Below are 21520 nucleotides of genomic sequence, written 5' to 3'. Positions count from 1 at the left end.
GAAATGGACTCTCGCACATGGCAAGTACGGCAATCAGCAGGCGCAGCGTAGCTGCTGTATCGATCGGCTTCGCCGCCGCGCTGGCCCTCGGAGGCTGCTCCACATCAGTGGCATCCCAACCCGAAACAACCAGTGCTGGTTCAGGGATAGGCGCCGGAGTCACGTCGTCGGCGCAGCTGAACGGCGACCCTGCCGCCACCTCGACCGCACTGACACAACTGGCCCAGATTCCGATCAAGGGACGTGCCCCTAAAACCGGGTACGACCGCGCGTTGTTCGGCGTCGCGTGGACCGACGACGTCGACGTCGAGTTCGGCCACAACGGCTGCGACACGCGTAATGACATCTTGCGGCGCGATCTCACCGACCTTACTTTCAAAGACGGCAACAACCGCTGCACAGTGCAGACCGGAACGCTGGATGACCCGTACACGAACACCGTCATCAGCTTCACTCGCGGCCAGGACACGTCGTCGGCAGTCCAGATCGACCACGTCGTTGCGCTGTCCGATGCTTGGCAGAAGGGTGCTCAGCAACTCGACACCCAGACCCGCACGAACCTCGCCAACGACCCCCGAAACCTGCGAGCCGTCGACGGACCGGCCAACCAGCAGAAGTCCGATTCCGACGCCGCGTCGTGGTTGCCGCCCAACAAGGGCTACCGCTGCCAGTACGTCACGGCGCAGGTAGAGGTGAAAGCTACTTACGGACTGTGGGTGACGCAGGCCGAGCACGACGCCATCGCGGGAGTCCTCCAGGATTGTGGTGGAACTGCACCGACCCAGCAGTCGGTCGCTACGTCTGCTCCCATCGCGACTTCCAAGCCCATCGTGACGTCCAAGCCTGTGGTCACGTCTGCTCCGGCGCCGGCGACGGCACCGTTCAAGAACTGCGCGGCCGCCAAGGCTGCGGGTGCAGCGCCGGTTCGTATCGGCGATCCCGGCTACGGCCCGCACCTCGACGGTGACAGCGACGGTATCGCCTGCGAGAAGTAGACCTCGGCGGTTCCGTGCCTCCGCGAGTTCAGACTCTACCCTTACGGGAGGGTAGGGTTTGGTCGATCTCGTGAGGACGGAACCCTGATGGCTACACCCATGCTCGACCACACCGACAACGACGGCAGTGTGCTCACAGCGCTGCGATCGCCCCGCCGCCTGAAGACCGAAGTGCTCGGCAGTCTCGTCGTTGCCTTGGCGCTGATCCCCGAAGCGATTTCGTTCTCGATCATCGCCGGAGTGGATCCTCGGGTGGGATTGTTCGCGTCATTCACGATGGCGGTCACCATCGCCGTCGTCGGTGGCCGCCCAGCCATGATCTCGGCAGCAACTGGCGCAGTCGCACTGGTCGTCGCACCGTTGACCCGCAACTACGGCATCGACTATCTGATCGCCACCGTTCTACTCGCCGGTGTTCTGCAAATCGTGTTGAGCCTGCTCGGTGTGGCAAAACTGATGAGGTTCATTCCGCGGAGTGTGATGGTGGGATTCGTCAACGCACTGGCCATCATGATCTTCATAACCCAACTCCCCCATCTGATCGACGTGCCGTGGATGGTCTATCCCCTACTCGCGGTCGCACTACTGATCCTGGCGTTCCTGCCTAAACTGACGTCCGCCGTTCCGGCACCACTCGTCGCCATCGTCTTGCTGACCGCGGCAACGATCGTGTTCTCCCTCGATGTACCGAATGTCGGTGACGAGGGCGAACTTCCGTCGAGCCTGCCGAGTTTGATGTTCCCCGATGTCCCACTGAACATGCATACTCTGTCGATCATTGCACCCTTCGCGTTGGCGATGGCTTTGGTCGGACTTCTCGAATCACTCATGACCGCAAAGCTTGTCGACGACATCACCGACACGCACTCGAACAAAACTCGCGAAGGCTGGGGCCAGGGCGTCGCGAATCTCGTCACCGGATTCTTCGGCGGCATGGGCGGTTGCGCCATGATCGGCCAGACGATGATCAACGTCAAGGTCTCGGGAGCGCGCACCCGCATCTCCACCTTCCTGGCCGGAGTTTTCCTGCTGATCCTTGTTGTCGGCCTCGGCGGACTCGTCGCCAGAATCCCGATGGCCGTGTTGGTCGCAGTCATGATCATGGTGTCCGTCGGAACGCTGGATTGGCACAGCATCAACCCGAAAACCCTGCGTCGCATGCCACTCGGCGAGACGATGGTCATGCTCGTGACCGTTGTCGTCACCGTGACGACACATAACTTGGCATACGGTGTCATTGTCGGAGTTATCACCGCGATGGTCGTCTTCACCCGTCGCGTCGCGCATCTGACCGAAGTGGTCGACATTGCGCATCCCGACGAGAACACTCGCGTCTATGCGGTGCGCGGAGAACTGTTCTTCGCGTCGAGCAACGATCTGATCTACCAATTCGACTACGCCGGCGATCCTGAGAACGTGATTGTCGATCTCTCCGACGCTCATATCTGGGATGCCTCCACCGTGGCAACTCTGGACGCGATCACCACGAAGTACGCGGCCCGGGGCAAGAACGTCGAGATCATCGGCCTGGACAAGGCGTCCGGCGAACGCCACGTTCGACTGTCCGGCAAAATGGGGGCGAGCAGCTGACATGGCGAATGAACACATGCAGATCGGCCAGGTAGCCGAACGCACCGAGTTGTCGATCAAAACCATTCGTCACTACGACGAGGTAGGACTGGTGACACCGTCGGCGCGCAGCATCGGCGGGTTCCGCCTCTACACCGAATCCGATATCAGTCGACTTCTGGTGATCCGGCGGATGAAGCCGCTCGGTTTCACCCTCGAGGAGATGAAACAACTCCTCGATTCCCTCGAGGTCCTGGCTGACGACGCCTCCGACGCTTCATCACGAACGGCCGCAACCGAATTCATCGCCGACTGCCATACCCGCGCCGAGGACAGCTGCCGGCATCTACGCAAGCAACTTGCGTACGCCGAAGAGTTGACGGCACTACTCGCTGATCCCGCCCGCCGCCCGTAGCAGAGTTGCGGGTCGTTCCTCATCTAAGCTGGGCATATGGCCCGATACTTCGACGTGCACCCCGAGAACCCGCAGCCGCGCGCTATCAGTCAGATCGTGGAGATGTTGCGAAACGACGCGGTTATCGCCTACCCCACCGATTCCTGTTACGCCTTGGGCGCCCGGATGGAAAACCACTCGGGGACAGACCGGATTCGCGATATCCGGCACCTGAAGTCGGATCATCATTTCACGTTGGTGTGTGCGGATTTTGCGCAGCTCGGGCACTTCGTGCATGTCAGCAACTCTGCCTTCCGAGCCGTAAAAGCAGCCACGCCAGGGCAATACACGTTTATCCTTCCGGCCACGAAGGAAGTTCCCCGGCGCCTCGCCCATCCCAAGAAAAAGACCGTCGGCGTGCGCATCCCCAGCCACCCCGTGGTCCGCGCTTTACTGCAGGAGTTGGGTGAGCCGATCCTCTCGAGCACCCTGTTGCTACCGGGCGCCGAAGAACCGATGACGGACGGCTGGTCGATCAAGGAAGAACTCGACAACCAACTCGACGCCGTCATCGACTCGGGTGACTGCGGTACCGAGCCTACGACTGTCGTCGACTACTCGTCGGGAGTGCCCGAAGTGGTTCGCATCGGCGCCGGCGACCCTTCACGTTTCGAGTAAACCCGCTGTTCAGAACCGCAGCGCAACTCGTCGGGTGTCAGGGCGTCACGATGTCGAACCACAGATCGAAGTCCTCCAGCAGTGAGATGAACTCCCTCTTCGTCCCCGTGACCAACCCACCGTCGAGCAACGACACTGCAGACCTCGCTCGATCAGGTCGAAGTCTGCAGTGTCGTCGAACGGCAGATCCCGCAGGACCGGGGCGTTGGCCATGCGCGTCGCTTCGGTTGCGGGCTTGGGATCGAGTTCGGACGGTGTCGGCATCTTCATGCTCCTCCGGACTCGCGCGGTGACCTATGTCTGGATACCGGTTCATCCTCGATCTCGACATGCCTCGTGCACATCACCCGGAACGGGTGGTCACGTAACCGTCCTCGGAATCACAAGGGCCCCGACGAACTCCCGCACCAACGTGCGCTCGTCATTCTCGTCGGCGCCCGGCACCATGAGAAGCGACAGGATCACCCGGACGATCCACCTTGCCCGCGAGACACTGGCACCGTCGACGTCCCCGAGCATCGCCGTACCCAACCCGTTGATGACGTCGGATGAATTAGCCAGCTCACCAGCAAGACTCGCGTCGCCCGGCGCAAACCACGCTGCCAGCGTCGGGGTACTTCGCACTGTGGATACCGATGACAGAATTGCAGTTTCGAGCCGCTCTCGTGGATCACTGATCACCGCAACCGATTCCGCGATGGCCGCACCCAGCGTGCGAGCTTCACGATGGACGAACGCAATGTGCAGCGCTTGCCGGTTCTCGAAATACCGATACAGAGTGGCACGGGAACATCCTGCAGCAGAGGCTATTTCCGACATACCGACGGCATTGACACCCTTCTCCACAAACAGTTGCGCCGCACTGTCGAGAATCTTCTCGGCTGCCGCCAACGCACGGCCGTCACCGAGCCAGCCGCCACTCACGGCCGGCTCACCGTCATCGGGGCGCTCAGCGGACGACGCACGTAGTTTCCGGGCGCCCACGCCATGGCATCGGCGTCGACGTGAAAATCGGGAATACGAGCCAATAACTCCTCCAACGCAACTCGCGCCTGCATACGCGCAGCCGACGCTCCCAGACAGTGGTGCGCACCGTGACTGAAAGTCAGGATCTTCTGGGGATTGCGCAATACATCCAACTCGTTGGCATCCGGACCGTACTTCTCGGGATCACGATTGGCGGCGCCGTACATCAGCCGCACCTTTCGTCCGGCGGGAATAACCTTGCCACCCAAAGACACATCACGCGTGGTGGTGCGCGCCAAACCTTGAACCGGTGACGTGAGACGCAGCAGTTCGTCGATCGCGCCGGTGATCAATTCCGGATCGTCAATGAGAAGCTGACGCTGATCCGGGCTCTCGGTCAGCATCGCCACCGAGCCGCCCAACATCCCGGTGGTGGTGTCGTTTCCGCCGGCCACCATGGTGAAAGCAAAACCGAGAATCGACAGCAGCCCAGTCATGTCTCCCTCTTCGCCGAGACCCGCAGCAAGAAGGTGGGAGATCGTATCGTCGCCCGGCTCCACCTTGCGACGCTCGATCAGCGAAGCGAAATACATCATCAGCTGGCCGGTAGCCTCCTGCGCTGTCGTCGCAGCCGCGGCCACACCACCGGCCGAGCTCGCGGACACGATCGCATCAGTCCAGCCGTCGAACTGATCACGATCCGACTCCGGCACACCGAGATAATGCGCAACAACCATCGACGGCAGCGGCTTGAACAGTTCGACGACGATGTCGCCACTACCGCGCGCCTTCAATGCCTCGAGACGCTCGACGACAAACTCCCGGACCATCGGTTCGACCGCGGATACCTGACGCGGAGTGAATCCCTTGGACACCATGCGACGGAACTCCGACTGCACCGGCGGATCCTGCATCACGAACGGCGGATTGTCCTGCATCCCGATCTGTTCCAACTCGCCGTAGACGGTGGTCAGTCCTTTGGCCGACGAGTAGGTCTCGTAATCGCGGACGGCGTTGTACACGTCTTCATGGCGCGTCAGGACCCAGTAGTCGTCGCCCGGCGCCTCCTCCGGAACCACACGATGCACGGGATCGTGCTCGCGCAACGCGTCGTACATTGCCCACGGCGAGCGCCAAGACTCCCCGCATGAAGGGACAAATGTCGGCGAACGTGACACAGATGCAGTCATGGCTCGACTATGAGACAAAAGTGCCAATGTGTCAATGGTTCGCGTGGGCGCCGGCACTATCGTGTGTCGAATGAGCGCGGATCCGAACACCGACTCGGTCGGATCAACTCGGGAGACCAGCGCTTTCAGCGTCGCTCACTTGCATGGCCGCAACGAGGACAAGCGCGGCAATTCTTACGGCGAATTTACGGAGGCCCTGACCGACCGCGAAGTTCAAGATGCCTTACGCCACGAACTAAGAGACCTACCGGTCGCGATTTTCGAATGGCAACCCCGCGACTCCGAGAGCCGCGTCGTGCACGGACAAGTCGAGGCCTACGTCGACTACATCACCAAATTACGCGACACCGTCCCCTGGACAGCATTCATCGACTCCGACGAATACCTGCAGTGCGCACCGGAATTGGACTGGGACGACCTACTGCACAGAGCATCGGAACAGTACTGCCATCGCATCCTTCTCGACGCACTGACGTATGAGCCTCGCTGGACAAAGGGCGGGCAACCTCGCGATATCGAGACACTCAATTGCCTTGGGCTGCAAGAATTCGGAAGCAAGAACATCCTCCGGTTGCCACAGGTGTTGAAGGCCGACATCCACTGGAATCGGAAGACCGCGGGCGCAGACACCTTGATCAGGCCGAATCGCGCACTGTGCTCGTTACGGCATCACGGCGACGGCGGCGCAGTCGACTCCACACCACGACAAAATTTCGGGCCACCGGATCTAAGACGAGCGCTTCGACATTCCGCCGCACATAACCGAGGCATGCAAGTGAATGTGCCTGAAAGACACAGATATTCAAGGTCTTGATAAACTTTCGGCCCGCATTCTCAGCAATAATGCGAGAACGCGGGCCGAAAGAACTACTGAGCGCTAAAGCGAATCAGGAGCCGGTACCAGCGTTGATCAGGCCAACGACGCCCAAGATGGCGCCAATGCCGCCAATGAGGCCCGCGATGGGCGAAGCGTACTTAGCCAAGTCGCCGAGCAACTTTGCCGTAGGGGCGTCAATGCTTCCGGTGGTTCCCATGTCTATCTCCTCATCATGGAATGTGTGCGCGTGCCTCGCGCCGGGTATGTAACGGCGCTCACATTATCTGTAAGACAGCCATTTTTGAAAGTCGTTCCACTGAGTGGGACACGAATCACATCTCATCCAGCAGGACGCCGACACAAATACTGCACGTAGCGGACAACCATTCGGCAACCGTTAAATGACGAGCAGGAGAACAACAGTGGGCAAATTGGACGGAAAAGTGGCGCTCATCACAGGCGCCGGTCAAGGCGTCGGACAGGGTGTCGCATTTGCCCTGGCCAAGGAAGGTGCGTCGATTGCTGTCGTCGGACGCACTGAGTCGAAACTCGTCGACACCTGTAAAGAAATCACTGATCGTGGAGGCCGCGCCGAGGCCGTACTCGCCGATATCAGTGACGGTGAGTCCATCACTGCGGCGGTAGCGCGAACCATTAAACTGTTCGGCGGAATTGACATTCTGGTCAATAACGCCAGCCTCAACCCCCTCGGGAATATTTTGGATTTGACTCCTGAACAACTGTCCAATGGCCTCGAGTCCGGGCCCGTTGCAACGCTGCGCACGATGCAAGCGTGCTATCCGTCGATGAAGGCTCGCGGCGGCGGCGCGATCATCAACATGGTCAGTTCCGTCGCCGTCCGGTGGGACGCCAGCGGCTATGGCGGCTACGCAGCCGTCAAGGAGAGCGTCCGGTCACTCACCCGCGCGGCAGCCTGCGAGTGGGGCGTCGACGGCATTCGTGTTCTCGCTGTCGCTCCGCACGCATCGTCGCCCGCGCTTGCACGTTGGGCGGAGGCGCGTCCCGAAGAAGCAGCGGAGTTCGTGGCAGGCATTCCGCTGCGACGCATCGGTGACTGCGAAACGGATATCGGCGCCGCGGTGGCATTTCTCGTCGGACCCGATGCCGGTTACCTGACCGGTGCCACCATTCCGCTGGACGGCGGACAGTCACGCTGGGGCTGACAGTGTCGATGTAGGGATACCGCCTACGTAGGAATGCTTGGTGCGGACCTGGGCCTATTGCCGGCTCAGGTCCGTTCCATCGCTGCGCTCACCCAACAAAGTCCTGTCCTCCGCCGTTGATCGATGGAAAACAAATGCCACCAATGCGGACGACAGGCCCAGGGCAGCCAGAATGATTAGTCCGACCATCCACCACATGGTTTCCAGTATGCCTGAACTCTCAACTATTTCGGCAAGCATCAACTGGCAACCGGAGAATCCAGACAACTGCGAAACAGTCTCTGCCACAGTTCAACTGACTCTTGCCTTCCCCCACTCCCGAACCTTCCACGTGATCGAGGGCACATCAGGCTCACCGATCAGTGCGATTCCGTGCATCCTTGAGGGATGGAATCTCCTCGTGCCCTTCTCGAATCAGTCGGTAGCTCACTCAGCGCGCCTTGGGGTGGAACCAGCAATATCGCTGATCTCGACGGAGACGTTCACTGGGTCGATTTCGGCGGACCTGCAGATGCGACACCGATCGTGCTGGTCCACGGCCTCGGTGGTTCACATCTGAATTGGGTGCGGGTAGCGCCACTGCTCGCGGAGCACACACGCGTCTACGCCCTGGATCTGGCAGGTTTCGGGCTTACTCAGGCCAATGGCCGCCAAACAGGCATTCCCGCAAATACCGCACTGCTGAACGCGTTTATCGACACGGTTGTGGACAGACCGGTGATTCTGTTCGGTAATTCGATGGGCGGGATGGTGTCGGCGCTCGCCACGCACGCGCGGCCCGATTCGGTAGCCGGACTGGTGTTGGTCGACCCCGCACTGCCTCTACCGATTCGAATCCCCGATCCGGTAGTGGCCGCACAGTTCCTCGTCTACTCGCTGCCCTACCTCGGCGAACAGGCACTGGGTCTAGGCCGACGCGCGATGACGGATCAGCAACTGTCCGAACAGATGACCAACCTCTGCTTCTCCGATCCCACCCGCGCCGATGCCGATGTCCTGGCCGCAGGCGCCGAACTGTCGGCGATCCGGCGTAACTTTCCCGGTCAGGATTTGGAGTTCCTGCAAGCCGCACGGTCTTTGCTCACCACCCTGGCGCGCCCTCGCGAGTATCGAAAAGCGCTGCGCAACATCACAGTTCCCACGCTCCTGATGCACGGAGAGCGCGACCGCCTGGTATCCGTTGCAGCAGCACACTCAGCCGCCGCAGCCCATCCAGATTGGACCACAATCATTCTCGGCGATACCGGGCACACCCCTCAACTCGAGATGCCGGACGAGTTCAACCGGCATGCATTGGCCTGGCTTTCGCACACGGATCTGATCAAGACCTGACGCGCACCGGAGTCACAGCTACCGAACGTCCTTCCCGATCAAGCAAGTGCCCCATCAATTTCGGTGTATCCAATACAATGCGTCGATCGACGACGCGCATCGTCGGCGCCCGCGCGGACACCTCTGATTCGAGCACCGCGATATCGGACAGCGATCGGAACCAACCCGAGAAGAACAGGTTTTCCGGGCCGGCCACTGTGGCCACAAGACGAATCTCCGGCAGTGCCCGCAAGATTCGTGCCGCATTGTCGACGTCCCGCACCGGACTCTGCGCGAAGAACAGCACCCGAATCGGCCTTCCAGTTGCGAATCTTGCGAGCTCGCAACGCAACAAGGTGTGATGAGAGAGAGCCCTACCGAGCCGTCGACGTGCTGCTGTGACACTGATTCCGAGTTCGTGTGCCAATTCCGTGATCGAGATGCGCGGCGCACGGCCGAGGACGTCGATCACGGCAGCAGTATTCGAATCCAGCGGATTCCGGCGGCCCAACGGAGGTGGTACCACCCCGGATTCACGCAACGTCCGAACACCCGCCGGTTCGAGCGTTCCCAGTCGCCAACGACTTCCCTCGGTGAATACCCTGGTGACAGGATGTACCCCTATGTCGATCACACCATCGAGCACATGGAGTTCGTCGAGCACATACCGAGCCAACGCGTCGAGGCCGGCAAACAGCGCCTCGGCCATTACGGAGGAGCCTCCGGAGTGAATGTTCAGGCTCATCACGTGCGCCTGCGCCGACAGATGCGCGACGATGTTTGCCCTCTCCCGAGGTTCACACCGGATATCGAGGAAAGCCAGCACTGATGCTGCGTCGGCGGCCGGATACGCAGCAATCCACGCTGCGCCGGAGTCGGTCAACGTTTTCCATCGACGCGCGGCAGTAACCGGATCAACCCCGACGACGCTGCCGATCAACGCCCACGAGGCACGCGGTTGGACCTGCATGGCGTGGACGATTCGCAGATCAATCTCGTCGAGGTGTGTCGATTCCTGCATAGATCCATAAATTACGGCATCAATACTGCATTGTGCGTCGCTGATCTCATTGAGAACGCACCCTCGAAGAATGACCACGAAAGAACGCGCTGCCAAGCATCTCGACACCATTTCCGACGCCGCCCTCGCGCTGAGCCACCAGATCCACGAGGATCCAGAACTGGCGTTTGCCGAGCACAATGCGTCGGCCGCTGTCGCCGACATGCTCGAAGGCGCAGGATTCAGCGTCGAGCGTGGTGTCGCCGGCCTGCCGACTGCACTCAGCGCTACCTTCGGCACCGGTGAACTGGTGATCGGACTGTTTGCCGAGTACGACGCGTTGCCCGACATCGGGCATGCCTGCGGCCACAACATCATTGCGTCGGCAGCAGTGACGGCGGGACTCCTACTCGCCCCACTGGCCGACGAATTGGGCATCACCGTGGCCGTCTTCGGCACTCCCGCGGAAGAAGGTGGCGGCGGAAAGGTACTCATGCTCGACGAGGGCATCTTCGATTCACTGCACTGCGCCATGATGGTTCATCCCGGTGTCGGCGATCTGCGATCACCCAACATGCTTGCCATCTCACACCTCGACGTCCAGTACACCGGCGTCTCCTCTCACGCATCGATGGCCGTAGGAGCCGTCAACGCGGCCGACGCCTTCACCGTCGCACAGGTAAGCATCGGCCTACTGCGGCAGCACCTTCCGAAGGACGTTCAGGTACACGGCTACGTCAGCAACGCCGGAATCGCGCCGAATGTTATTCCCGGCAGTTCGCACGGAGAGTATGCGGTTCGAGCCGAAACCCTCGACGGTGTTGTCGCTGCCCAGCCCAAGGTGGAGCAGTGTTTCACCGCCGGTGCAATTGCCACGGGTTGTGACATCGCGATGACGTCTCCGTCACCCGCGTACGCAGAATCGCGTTGGGACGCGCAATTGAGCGTTCTGTACCAGGAGAATGTCGAGGCGCTCGGTCGCACGTTCTTCGAATACGACGGTCCCGCAGCAGGCTCCACCGACATGGGCAACGTCTCGCATCGGATCCCGACCATCCATCCCATCATCGGGATCGAATGCAACGGCGCCGGCAATCACCAAGCCGAGTTCACTCCCTACTGCCGTTCCGAGACCGGAGACAAAGCCGTCCTGGACGGCGCTTTGGGAATGGCCTGGACTGCCATCGACTGTGCGAGCGATTCCGATCTCCGCGCCCGCCTGCTGAACCGTCCCTGACAGCAGAGAATGTGTCGGCGGTCACGCGTAGGTTGGAGCCGTGCCATCAGCCCCCGAGGCACTGACCAGGTACATCTGCAGGAGGAGAGTTTCAGATGCCCGCACGCACCCCGCTCGACGGAGCACCCTGTTGGATCGACCTCACCAGCTCCGACACCGAAGTCGCCAAGAACTTCTACACCAACGTGTTCGGATGGCAGACCGACACCAATGACGATCCGCAGTACGGCGGGTACGCCATCTTCAGCAAGGACGGACAGCCCATCGCCGGCCTCGGTCCGCAGCAAGAAGGAAATCCCTACGGCAACGTCTGGACCACGTACATCTCCGCCCGCGATGCGGCTGCATCCGCAGCCAAAGCCGAAGCGGCCGGCGGCATAATCATGATGCCGTCGATGCAGGTCGGCCCGCAGGGCAGCATGGCAATCGTCGGCGATCCCGCCGGCGCTGTCATCGGCATCTGGCAGGCAGATCAGCATCAGGGATTCGGGCTGGTCGGTGAAGCCGATGTACCGGTGTGGCACGAGACCCTGTCCAAGAACTACGGCGCCGTGTTGCCGTTCTACTCGGACGTGTTCGGCTGGGAGTTCCAGACGATGGGCGACACCGACGAGTTCCGCTACTCGCAGGCCAAGCTGGGCGAGACCGTCGTTGCCGGGGTCATGGACGCCAGTTCATTCCTGCCGGCCGAGGTGCCGTCGTACTGGCAGGTGTATTTCGGGGCAGATGACACCGATGACACCGTCGCCAAGATCGTCGAGTTCGGTGGCAGCGTCCTGCGGGCTCCTGAGGACACACCGTTCGGCCGTCTGGCATCGGTCGCAGATCCCTTGGGAGCGACCTTCCAGATATCGACAATCATGGGGTGAATATTCGCCGACGGACAGCGTCTGAACTGCTGCTCAGGTGCTGTCCGTCGGCTCACATCAGCTGAACGCTCGCCCAGAAGGTGTGCAGTTTCGGCCTTCCACCGCCTAATCTCATGGGATGCCCGCCCCCGCACCTCTCCTCGATGTGTACTCGCAGCCGACTCTGTCGACCCTTGCGCCGTCAGTTCTCGCGTCGCTGGGGGTAACCGGCGAAGCCAATCGACTGAACCTGCCACCCAGCAAGCGAACAGTGATCCTGCTGGTAGACGGCATGGGGGCGAACCTGCTCACACGCAACGTAGAGCATGCTCCGTATCTGAACTCATTGGTCGGCTCCCCCATTCGCGCCGGTTTTCCCACCACAACGGCCACCAGCATCGTGTCCTTGGGGACTGGCCTACCGTCAGGCGCACACGGAATAACCGGCTATCAGTCGTACGTCGAAGAAGCCGATTCGGTGTTCAACTGGCTCGGCTGGCACCCCAGCGGCAAGAAGGATTCGTACGCCGATTCGATAGTCCCCGAGATCCTCCAACCTCAGCCCACCACTTTCGATCGGGCGCAGGCGGCCGGTATCACGGCGACCACGGTTGTCCCGTCCAAGTTCGACGGCAGCGGACTCACCCGCGCCGGTATGCGCGGAGCTAATTTTGCCGGCATCCAGGCGTACGGCGATCTCCTCGCTTACACGGTTGCAGCGTCGAAATCTGCCGAGCGCACATTCACGTACTGCTATGTCAGTGAGATCGACGCCCTCGGGCATGTGTACGGACCCGAATCCGAGCCGTGGCTTCATCAACTCGCCCTGGTCGATCGTCTGGTGGAACAGCTCGCCACCGCACTCGGGCCGGATGTGACGCTGATCGTGACCGCCGACCACGGGATGGTCGAGATCGCCGATGCCAACAAGATCGACTACGACGACTCGGCGATTCTGTCCGAGGACGTCCTGGCTCTCGCCGGCGAACCGCGGTGCCGGCATATCCACACCCGCGAAGGCGCCGCACCCGAGGTGGCTGAGCGGTGGCGCGCCGAACTCGGCGACCGGATGTGGATCGGCACCAGAGCGGAGGGCATTGTGGCCGGATTGTTCGGCCCCTCAGTGCATTCCGCCTACCAGGGGCGGATCGGCGACGTGATCGCCATCGCCACCGACGACATCGCGGTGGTTCGTCGAACCGTGGAATCGGGTTTGTCCGGCCTGCCTGGCCAGCACGGCGCACTCACGTTGGACGAACTGATGGTTCCACTTCTCTCGTCACAGCCGCAGTAGTGTGCGGGCATGCCTGATCTCGGGCACGCCCACCACCTTGCACGCCGTCAGCAGTATCGCGGTACCCACCGTCAGGCCGGCGCTCAGTGCAACAGCAGCAGCCACTCTCGGTTCTTCGACGCGACCCTGGACCACCAACACCGCAGCCAACGCACAACCACCGGCGAGCGCAGCCGCTGCTGCAATTCTCCCGAACGTTTCACCCACCTGATGGAAACCCAAGAGTCCGTATCGTTTCCGCAGCAATATATGGCCGAGAACTGCGCCGCTCGTGTATGACACCGAACCAGCGACACGCAAAGCCAGGATCACCGATTCGCCACGCATCGTGGCAGTGGCCAGAACAATCAAGTTCACGTTGGCCAGGATCATCGATGAAAGGCATCACGATCAGTGGAGCGAGTGCTACCGCGGCTACGGTGACAAGTGCCGACATGATCGCACCGGCGGTGAGCACTCGCTGCGTCTGTTCCAGTTCGAGCACGCGGCCACGTGTGCGCTGCCTCGCCAGATACGGCAACAAGACGCTTGCCAGGATCCCGCCGAGCAGAAGTTGATAGACCTATGTTCGGGAAACTGTTGGCAGCGTTGTAGGCATCGCTGACCAGCTCCACACCTAGTACAGCGGTCAGGGCAATAGAACGCGCAAAGCCGGTGATCCGGCTAACCGTACTGGCCGGCGCGACCTGCCCGCCGATCCGAGCCGCGCCGTCGTTCCGAAGACTCGACAATCTCGCCAGAGTGCCACAGAAACGAGCGAGGGCCCGCGAACGTGAAAGTTCGCAGGCCCTCGTATCGAGAAAGATCAGATTGCGGGAGCTGTTCCCAGGGGCGGCAGGATGACAACCTGGCCGGCAAAGGACAGACCTGCGCCGAAGCCCAACAGCAAGGCCTTGTCTCCGGGCTTGGCCTGGCCGTCACGGAGCATCTGCTCCATGGCCAGTGGAACGGACGCAGCGGACGTGTTGCCCGTCTCGACGATGTCGTCGGAGATCGGAAAACCCTCGGGCAGCTTCATGCTGCGAGCGATGACGTCGTTGATGCGCTGGTTGGCTTGGTGCGGCACAAAAGCGTCGATGTCTTCGATGGCCAGACCGGACTTCTCGAGCGTGCGAGTGGCAACCTTGCCCATTTCGAAGGCAGCCCAACGGAATACGGATGTACCAGCCATCTTGATCCACGGACGGTCGCCCTCGGGGTTGGCGACGAAGTCGAGCCAACTCGGCTCCTGCTTGATGGCGTCGGACTGACTTCCGTCCGAACCCCACTCGACGGGACCGACACCGACGGTGTCACTGACACCGACGATGACAGCGCCGGCGCCGTCACCGAAGATGAAACGCACGCTGCGGTCGGTGGGCTCCGTGGTGTCACTCATGCGGTCGACACCGACAACAAGTGCGTAGTCCGCCGTTCCACCGCGAATAAGATCGTTGGCGACGCCGAGGGCAGTGCTGAAGCCGGCACAACCAGCAGCCAGGTCGAATGCGGCCGGGCCCTTCATACCGAGTTCATGGGCGATCACGGACGCGGCCTGCGGCGTCTGCAGTTCGTACGTCGAGGTGGCGATGATGACAGCGCCGACCTGTTCGGGCGAGATGCCACTGGCAGCCAGTGCACCACGTGCTGCGTTAATAGACATCTCGACAACGCTTTCGCCTTCACCGGCGAAGCGACGCGACTTGATGCCCGTACGCGACTGAATCCACTCGTCAGTGGAGTCGATCGTCTCGCAGATCTCGTCGTTGGTCACAACCCGCTCGGGGCGGTGAACGCCGAGCCCGAGAAGGACGGACTGCCGACCTCCGGCCACGCTGGCAATCGACTTACCCATTGATCGATCTCCTCGTTGTTTCTGGTGATGACTCGTATCCGACATCACACGTTACGTAGCGGACGTAGGTCCTCGCCCCTCAGGTCACCGTTTGGTTACGACAACAACATGAGGCTGGCTCACATTACGCTCCGGTTAGGTCATTCGTCCAGATGCAGTCTCATGCCCCGCAAATAAGCTAGAACTGCGAGAACACGACGATGCCCGGCATCGGATGCCGACAGGCCGAGTTTCGCGAAGATATTTCCTATGTGTTTGCTCACAGCAGTGTCACTGACTACGAGTTTTTGTGAGATTTCCTGATTACCCAAGCCTTCCGCCATCAATCCCAACACCTCCGACTCGCGCGGAGTCAGTGTCCGAATCGGATCATCGGCGCGCCGACGGCTCATCAGTTGAGACACCACTTCGGGATCCATGACCGTCCCGCCGTCGATCACGCGGTTCAACGCGTCGATGAATTCGGCGACCTTGCCGACTCGCTCCTTGAGGAGGTACCCGACGCCGCCCGCGCCGCCGGCCAGGAGTTCACCCGCGTAGCGATCCTCCACATACGCCGAAAGCACCAGGACGGGGAAGCCAGGGCGTATTTTGCGGACCTCTATCGCCGCCTTGAGTCCCTCGTTGGTGAACGTAGGCGGCATCCGTACATCGAGAACCGCCACGTGCGGTGCTACTTCCTCGAATCTCGCGAGGAATTCGTCAGCATCAGAGACCGCGACAACCTCGAAACCTTCGCTACCAAGCAATAACGCCAGCCCCTCACGCAGCAGCGCGTCGTCCTCGGCAATCAGAATCCGCACGGGAGTTCCACCTTCATAGTTGTCGGCCCAGCGGCTGGACTGTCCAGCACTACAGTTCCCTCGAACGCCGAGGTTCGACGCCGGATGCCGGCGATACCACCGCCCGGGCGCGAGGTGGCTCCACCGCGGCCGTTGTCGAGAACTTCGATCACCATGGTCTCAGGCTCGGATTCCGTCCACACTCGAACGGTGACAGTGGTGGCGCCGCTGTGTTTCGCGACGTTGGTCAGCACCTCGGCAACGACGAAGTAGGCCGCAGCTTCCACTGCTGCGGGCGCGCGGCGCAGTTTCTCGACGTCGAGTACGCAGGGCACGACGGAACGCCCGGCCAACGCCGATACCGCGCCCTCCAGTCCGAGCTCGTCCAGAATCGGCGGATAGATGTCGTGGACCAAGGTCCGCAGTTCACTCAGTGCTTCTGTGGCGGCGTCCTGCGCCCGACGCAATTGTGGGAGTGCCTGATCCGGATTGTTCTGCAGTGCGCGCTCCGCCATCCCCAGCATCATCACCACAGCAACCAGGCGATTCTGTGCACCGTCGTGCAGGTCCCGCTCGATGCGCTTGAGTTCTGCCGAGTGCGCGTCCAACGCTGCAGCACGACTCGCGGTGAGTGCGGTGACCCGCCTCGAAAGGTCCGAACGTGCATCCGGCGCAAGCAGAGTCGATGCCAGCGCGCTGAGCCACCGCGCCATCGCCGGAATCAACCACCATGCCAGCAGTAGATACATCAAGCCGACAAGCGGCATGCCCGCCGCGCCCCACCACGATGTCACGGGGTATAGATTGCTCACCGGCTCTCCGTCGGGCATTGCCTGCCAATAGAACGGAACCACAAAGGCATTGAGAGCCCCGAGTGGCAACGCGAACGTCAGGATCCCTGCCACGAGTGCCACGAACGAATGGATCGCCACCCAGGCGCAGTCACGTCGCATCGACTGATCTGTGAGCAGCCGACGCAGGTCGCCCAGCGTCGGTTTGTCAGGCAACGGCGGATACCGCTGAGGAACAGGGTGATCCGCGTATTCGGCAGCACGACGACGAGCCAGACCCGCCCACCACCGAAGGGTTCTCACATACGCCGGCACCAGCGCCCATCCCACCACCAGGATCGACAGGGAGATCAACAGCAGTCCCGCAATCACGAAAGCCAGTGACACCACGGCTGCGCAGCCCTCGACGAATACGTAGCGCGCGGCCCGCAATCTCTGCTTCACCGTCCCAGCATGCCGTACCCGACGCCCCGATCCACTACAGCTAGGTACACCTTTGGTTCGGGAGTCTGCTGGATGTTGCCCGGCGCCGGCGATCCATAGCGTTCATTCCATGAAGAATGAACACTCGGTACTCACTCCTCCAGTGGATCGGGCCGCCGTGCGACTCGAAAACGTCACCAAGGTCTACGGCAGCGGCCGCGGTGCAAACGGCCACGAGCCCAGCCGCGGCGGTGCCGTCACTGCCCTCGACAACGTCAGCCTCACTCTGCCGCGCAGCACCTTCACCGCAGTGATGGGCCCCTCCGGATCCGGCAAGAGCACCTTCCTTCACCGCAGTGATGGGCCCCTCCGGATCCGGCAAGAGCACCTTCCTGCACTGCGCGGCTGGCCTCGACCAGCCGAGCAGCGGATCCGTCCACCTGGGCGATACCGACATCTCGCGACTGAAGTCGAAGGCCCGCAGCATTTTCCGGCGCGATCACATCGGATTCGTATTTCAGGCGTACAACCTGCTCGGCGCGCTCACCGTCGAACAGAACGTGACACTCCCCTTGCTGCTTGCCGGTCACCGCGCCGACGACCCCTACCTGACCTTTGTGCTCGAGGCCGTCGGCTTGGGGTCTCATCGGAAACGCACACCCTCCGAACTCTCTGGTGGACAACAACAACGCGTGGCCATTGCCCGCGCCCTCATCACCCGACCCGACGCACTCTTTGCCGACGAACCAACCGGCGCCCTCGACTCCCGCAGCGCCAAGCAGGTTTTGGAACTGCTCCGGTGCACCTCCGCCGAGTTCGATCAGACCGTTGTCATGGTCACCCACGACCCTGTCGCTGCGTCGTACGCGGATCGGGTGCTGTTCCTCGCCGACGGAGAACTGGTCGGGCATCTGGATCGCCCCACACCAGCGCAGGTTGCCGACCGCATGACACACCTCGGGGACTGGTGAACATGAAGGCGCACACAATTGCTCATCTGAAAGCGCACCGATCCGGCTTTGTCGCGGTGTTCATCTCCGTGTTCTGCGCTGCCCTACTCACCTGTTCATTGGGGGTCCTGTTGGAATCGGGGGTCCGAGGCGGAGTGGCCCCGCACCTCTACGCCGGTGCCGACGCCGTCGTGAGTGCGCCGCAATCATTGGCGATCGTTGAAGACGCTGATCAGCCATTTGCCGAACGGGTTACTCTCACCCCGGACGTTACCGAGCGCCTGAGTTCGCTGCGCGGTGTCACTGCGGTTCCCGATTTCTCAGTGCCTCTGAGTACCTCGACCGGCGCAGTCCTGGATGCACATCCTTGGAGCACAGCGCAACTGGCTCCGTACACACTCACCGAAGGACATGCACCGCACAATCTCGACGAAGTGGTGTCCACTACGGGCGGCACCATCGGGGAGCGAATTACATTGGCGTACGGTGGAATAGACAGCTCGTACACAGTTGTCGGAATCGCCGATACCGCCGTTGAACCTTCACCCGAACGACCCGCCACCCTATTCTTGAGCGACCCGCGGGCACAGCAGTTGTGGCCGCACCAGAACTCCGTGACCGCAGTCGGATTGATCGCCGCTGACGGCGTAGATGCCGCGGCACTTGCCCGGCAGGCACTCTCCGGAACCGATACCGAGATATCTACCGGGACCGCACGCGGCAGCGTCGAATTCCTCGACGCCGGAGCAGCGCGCATTCAGTTGATCGTGCTCTGCGCGTCCTTTGCCGGCCTGGCGTTGATGGTCAGCATGTTCGTCGTGTCCAGTACGTTGTCGCTGTCGATTAACTCACGTCGACGAGAGTTTGCCCTGCTGAGGGCAATTGGTGCCACCCCGCGCCAGGTTAACACGATGATCGGCCGCGAGGTTCTCCTCGTGGCAGCCGTGGCAGCTACCCTCGGGCTGGTTCCCGGATTCCTGCTCGCCCGCGTTCTGGGCGTGCAGTTCGCCGACGCGGGCGTTATACCTACCGACTTCGCCTTGGTGTACAGACCAATTCCCGCTCTCGCCGCGTTTGTTATCTGTCTCCTGACTGCGCGGGGTGCCGCAGCGATGGCCGCGCGCCGGCCCGCGAAGCTCGATCCCATCGAGGCACTCCGCGAATCCGAGAACGGCCCAGCCGCATTGAGCCGCGGCCGAATCATTACGGGCGTCTCGCTGGGTGTCACCGGCCTGGCCATGTCCATCATTCCGGCATTTCTGCCGAGCGAAATAGCTGCTGCCGGCGCCGGCAGCAGCGCACTGCTACTCATCTTCTCGGTCGCACTGCTCGGGCCTCGGTTGGTGCGCAACATAATTCGCACCCTCGGCGGGCCTTTGCGGCGCAGCCGATCCGCGCCGAAAGTTCTTGCTGCCGCAAACGCTGAATCCCAGTCCCGGCGTCTCTCTGCTGCCATCGTGCCGCTCGTCCTGGCCATCGCATTGGGATCGGTGCAGTTCTTCAGCCAGAGCACCGTCGCCGCCGAGGCGGAAAGCCAGTCGGTCAAGGGTGTCACCGCTGATCTGGTCGTCGGCGCCCCCGCCGGCATCGCTCCGGCACTCCTCGAGACTATTGCGGCTGTTCCCGGGGTATGGGCAGCGAATCCCGTCGTACGTAGTCAGGTACTGCCCGTACCGGCTGGGGAAGAAAGCACTGTCACACCGATCTCCGCTCAAGGCATCGACGCCGCACTCACCGCCTCCACTCTCGATCTCGACGTCACCGAAGGTGATCTGACAGCATTGACCGGCGACACCGTTGCCGTCAGCGCCGACGGAGCCTTCACGCTCGGCGCGAAGGTCGGTCGACGAATCGACCTCCATCTCGGCGACGGCACACTGATACATCCGTTGGTCGTCGCAAATACGGCCGCGGTCTCGGATTCGGTGACGTGACCCTGCCCATCGACACCATGCGCGAGCATTCCACCGATGCACTGATCGACACAGTTCTCGTGAGCACCGAACCGGGCCGGTCTGCCGAAGTGCAGCAATCTCTGCGCTCCGTCGCTTCTGTATCGGCCATGAACCAGGATCAGTTCGGAGCCGCCGGCGCCGATGAGCGCCGTACGCAGTCCTGGGTCAGTATCCTCACGGTGCTCATCCTTCTCGGATACCTGGCAGTCGCCGTCGTCAACACCTTGGTAGCGGCCACGGCCGAACGCTCGCGAGAATTTGCGCTCCTTCAACTCGTGGGTGCACGGACAAAGCAAGTCCGCACGATGATGGGCATCGAATCCGTCATGGTGGTCGGTATCGCCGTAGTGGTCGGAACACTGATCGCACTACCGCCGCTGATGGGTATCGCCATGGCTGTCTCCGGCGTGCCCGTGCCGACCGTCTCGCCGCTGATCTACGGATCGATCATTGCTGTCACCGCTGCCCTCGGATTTATCTCGATCACCATTCCGACACGGGCCGGACTTCGAAAGAACCCGATGGACGGAGTGCGCGACAACTGAGTGGCACTAGCGTTCCTTCTTATGGACGCCGCCGCCTGGGACAAGAAATACGAACAAACGGAACTCGTCTGGGGCGTTCCTCCCAACGAACTTCTGGTGGAATACGCGACGGCCCTCCCCCACGGGCAGGCTCTGGACCTGGCATGCGGTGAGGGACGCAACGCGTTGTGGCTGGCGACGCGTGGATGGGAGGTGACGGGCATCGACTTCTCTCCCGTCGCGATCGAGAAAGCACGGGCGATCGCGACCCGATCACCACGCTCGGTAGTCGAGCGACTCGACTACCGATGCGGTGACGTCAGAACCGTCGAATACGGCTCCGGATACGACCTCGCACTCGTTCTCTACCTCCATCTCACCGCTCCGGAGCTCATTTCGGTTGTGAACCGTGCCATAAATTCTCTGAAACCTGATGGAATCCTCATGATTTTGGGTCACGACCGAAGCAACGTCGACTACGGCGTCGGCGGTCCCGAAGATCCTGAAATCCTTTACACCCCAGAGGATTTGATGAAGAAATTCGGCCCGAGACTCAAGTTCGAGATAGCCGGAAATCCTCACAGACACACCGAAACGGGAATCGCGATCGACGCTCTTGTCATCGGCCGAAAATTAGATGTTGGCAGTTGAAAGAACGGCTAGTAACATGTATTAAGTTACCGACGAGTAATAAACTTCGGGCGGTACTAGGAGTGCTGGACCGCACCACCTCACTGGGAGAAGCAGAAGACATGGGCCATTACAAGAGCAACGTTCG

The 21520-nt window shown here is 61.5% G+C and carries 22 protein-coding genes; 14 read left to right on the top strand and 8 right to left on the bottom strand.

Going from position 1 to position 21520, the window contains the following annotated elements:
• Window positions 1-17 precede the first annotated feature (17 nt).
• The 4 genes from QM600_RS22095 (at window position 18) to QM600_RS22080 (ending at window position 3636) form a co-directional block, all read left to right on the top strand.
• Complete coding sequence (locus QM600_RS22095; RefSeq protein ID WP_283263684.1) at window positions 18-995, top strand: GmrSD restriction endonuclease domain-containing protein; 978 nt, start codon at window positions 18-20, stop codon at window positions 993-995.
• Window positions 996-1082: 87 nt separating this feature from the next.
• The gene (locus tag QM600_RS22090; protein ID WP_283263683.1) at window positions 1083-2585 is read left to right on the top strand and encodes a SulP family inorganic anion transporter; all 1503 of its coding nucleotides are present in this window, start codon (window positions 1083-1085) and stop codon (window positions 2583-2585) included.
• Between the two features lies 1 nt (window position 2586).
• Window positions 2587-2979 carry a MerR family transcriptional regulator gene (locus QM600_RS22085; protein ID WP_283263682.1) on the top strand — a complete coding sequence of 131 codons (393 nt, stop codon included), beginning with the start codon at window positions 2587-2589 and terminating at the stop codon, window positions 2977-2979.
• Between the two features lie 36 nt (window positions 2980-3015).
• Window positions 3016-3636, top strand: coding sequence for an L-threonylcarbamoyladenylate synthase (locus QM600_RS22080; RefSeq protein ID WP_283263681.1), 621 nt, complete (start codon window positions 3016-3018; stop codon window positions 3634-3636).
• Between the two features lie 360 nt (window positions 3637-3996).
• Here the strand turns inward: QM600_RS22080 and QM600_RS22075 are convergent, their stop codons facing one another.
• Together QM600_RS22075 and QM600_RS22070 are read right to left on the bottom strand one after the other, a co-directional pair.
• A complete protein-coding gene (locus QM600_RS22075; protein WP_283263680.1) occupies window positions 3997-4560 on the bottom strand; it encodes a TetR/AcrR family transcriptional regulator in 564 nt (187 codons plus the stop codon).
• Complete coding sequence (locus tag QM600_RS22070; RefSeq protein ID WP_283263679.1) at window positions 4557-5792, bottom strand: cytochrome P450; 1236 nt, start codon at window positions 5790-5792, stop codon at window positions 4557-4559. The genes QM600_RS22075 and QM600_RS22070 overlap by 4 nt, the downstream gene beginning before the upstream one ends.
• Window positions 5793-5862: 70 nt before the next feature.
• Here QM600_RS22070 and QM600_RS22065 point away from each other — a divergent pair, with 70 nt between their 5' ends.
• Window positions 5863-6606 (top strand): hypothetical protein, encoded by a 744-nt coding sequence (locus tag QM600_RS22065; protein WP_283263678.1) that lies wholly within the window; start codon window positions 5863-5865, stop codon window positions 6604-6606.
• Window positions 6607-6679: 73 nt separating this feature from the next.
• Here QM600_RS22065 and QM600_RS22060 read toward each other — a convergent pair whose 3' ends face one another.
• Complete coding sequence (locus QM600_RS22060) at window positions 6680-6826, bottom strand: hypothetical protein (protein WP_243617943.1); 147 nt, start codon at window positions 6824-6826, stop codon at window positions 6680-6682.
• 205 nt (window positions 6827-7031) lie between these two features.
• Between QM600_RS22060 and QM600_RS22055 the strand changes: the two genes are divergently transcribed.
• The gene (locus tag QM600_RS22055) at window positions 7032-7793 is read left to right on the top strand and encodes an SDR family NAD(P)-dependent oxidoreductase (protein ID WP_283263677.1); all 762 of its coding nucleotides are present in this window, start codon (window positions 7032-7034) and stop codon (window positions 7791-7793) included.
• 387 nt (window positions 7794-8180) lie between these two features.
• Entirely contained in the window at window positions 8181-9125 is a 945-nt protein-coding gene (locus QM600_RS22050) for an alpha/beta fold hydrolase (RefSeq protein WP_283263676.1), read from the top strand.
• On the opposite strand, the gene QM600_RS22045 is transcribed toward QM600_RS22050, so the two are convergent.
• A complete protein-coding gene (locus tag QM600_RS22045; RefSeq protein ID WP_283263675.1) occupies window positions 9115-10125 on the bottom strand; it encodes an Lrp/AsnC family transcriptional regulator in 1011 nt (336 codons plus the stop codon). The genes QM600_RS22050 and QM600_RS22045 overlap by 11 nt on opposite strands.
• Window positions 10126-10195: 70 nt before the next feature.
• On the opposite strand from QM600_RS22045, the gene QM600_RS22040 reads away from it, so the two are divergent.
• From QM600_RS22040 to QM600_RS22030, 3 genes are all read left to right on the top strand, one after another.
• A complete protein-coding gene (locus QM600_RS22040) occupies window positions 10196-11341 on the top strand; it encodes a M20 family metallopeptidase (protein WP_283263674.1) in 1146 nt (381 codons plus the stop codon).
• Between the two features lie 95 nt (window positions 11342-11436).
• Window positions 11437-12210: a VOC family protein gene (locus QM600_RS22035; protein WP_283263673.1), complete on the top strand. Its 774-nt coding sequence runs from the start codon at window positions 11437-11439 to the stop codon at window positions 12208-12210.
• Between the two features lie 118 nt (window positions 12211-12328).
• On the top strand, window positions 12329-13483 hold the full coding sequence (locus QM600_RS22030) for an alkaline phosphatase family protein (protein WP_283263672.1): 1155 nt from the start codon (window positions 12329-12331) through the stop codon (window positions 13481-13483).
• Here the strand turns inward: QM600_RS22030 and QM600_RS22025 are convergent.
• The 4 genes from QM600_RS22025 to QM600_RS22010 all read right to left on the bottom strand — a co-directional run bounded on the left by QM600_RS22025 (window position 13469) and on the right by QM600_RS22010 (window position 17334).
• Window positions 13469-13840 carry a hypothetical protein gene (locus QM600_RS22025; RefSeq protein ID WP_283263671.1) on the bottom strand — a complete coding sequence of 124 codons (372 nt, stop codon included), beginning with the start codon at window positions 13838-13840 and terminating at the stop codon, window positions 13469-13471. The genes QM600_RS22030 and QM600_RS22025 overlap by 15 nt on opposite strands.
• Window positions 13841-14288: 448 nt before the next feature.
• Entirely contained in the window at window positions 14289-15317 is a 1029-nt protein-coding gene (locus QM600_RS22020) for a beta-ketoacyl-ACP synthase III (protein ID WP_283263670.1), read from the bottom strand.
• Window positions 15318-15457: 140 nt separating this feature from the next.
• The gene (locus tag QM600_RS22015; protein WP_283263669.1) at window positions 15458-16120 is read right to left on the bottom strand and encodes a response regulator transcription factor; all 663 of its coding nucleotides are present in this window, start codon (window positions 16118-16120) and stop codon (window positions 15458-15460) included.
• On the bottom strand, window positions 16108-17334 hold the full coding sequence (locus tag QM600_RS22010; protein WP_283263668.1) for a sensor histidine kinase: 1227 nt from the start codon (window positions 17332-17334) through the stop codon (window positions 16108-16110). The genes QM600_RS22015 and QM600_RS22010 overlap by 13 nt, the downstream gene beginning before the upstream one ends.
• Before the next feature lie 338 nt (window positions 17335-17672).
• Here QM600_RS22010 and QM600_RS22005 point away from each other — a divergent pair, with 338 nt between their 5' ends.
• The 4 genes from QM600_RS22005 to QM600_RS21990 are packed head-to-tail and all read left to right on the top strand — an operon-like array spanning window position 17673 to window position 21393.
• The gene (locus tag QM600_RS22005) at window positions 17673-18284 is read left to right on the top strand and encodes an ABC transporter ATP-binding protein (protein ID WP_349307284.1); all 612 of its coding nucleotides are present in this window, start codon (window positions 17673-17675) and stop codon (window positions 18282-18284) included.
• A gap of 2 nt (window positions 18285-18286) precedes the next feature.
• A complete protein-coding gene (locus tag QM600_RS22000; protein ID WP_283263667.1) occupies window positions 18287-20197 on the top strand; it encodes an ABC transporter permease in 1911 nt (636 codons plus the stop codon).
• A complete protein-coding gene (locus tag QM600_RS21995; protein ID WP_283263666.1) occupies window positions 20194-20763 on the top strand; it encodes an FtsX-like permease family protein in 570 nt (189 codons plus the stop codon). The genes QM600_RS22000 and QM600_RS21995 overlap by 4 nt, the downstream gene beginning before the upstream one ends.
• Before the next feature lie 21 nt (window positions 20764-20784).
• The gene (locus tag QM600_RS21990) at window positions 20785-21393 is read left to right on the top strand and encodes a class I SAM-dependent methyltransferase (RefSeq protein WP_283263665.1); all 609 of its coding nucleotides are present in this window, start codon (window positions 20785-20787) and stop codon (window positions 21391-21393) included.
• Window positions 21394-21520: the final 127 nt, after the last annotated feature.

This window comes from Rhodococcus sp. IEGM 1379 (genome assembly GCF_030056815.1).
Classification (GTDB): Bacteria; Actinomycetota; Actinomycetes; order Mycobacteriales; family Mycobacteriaceae; genus Rhodococcus_F.
This window is presented reverse-complemented; position numbering and strand designations above follow the sequence as displayed.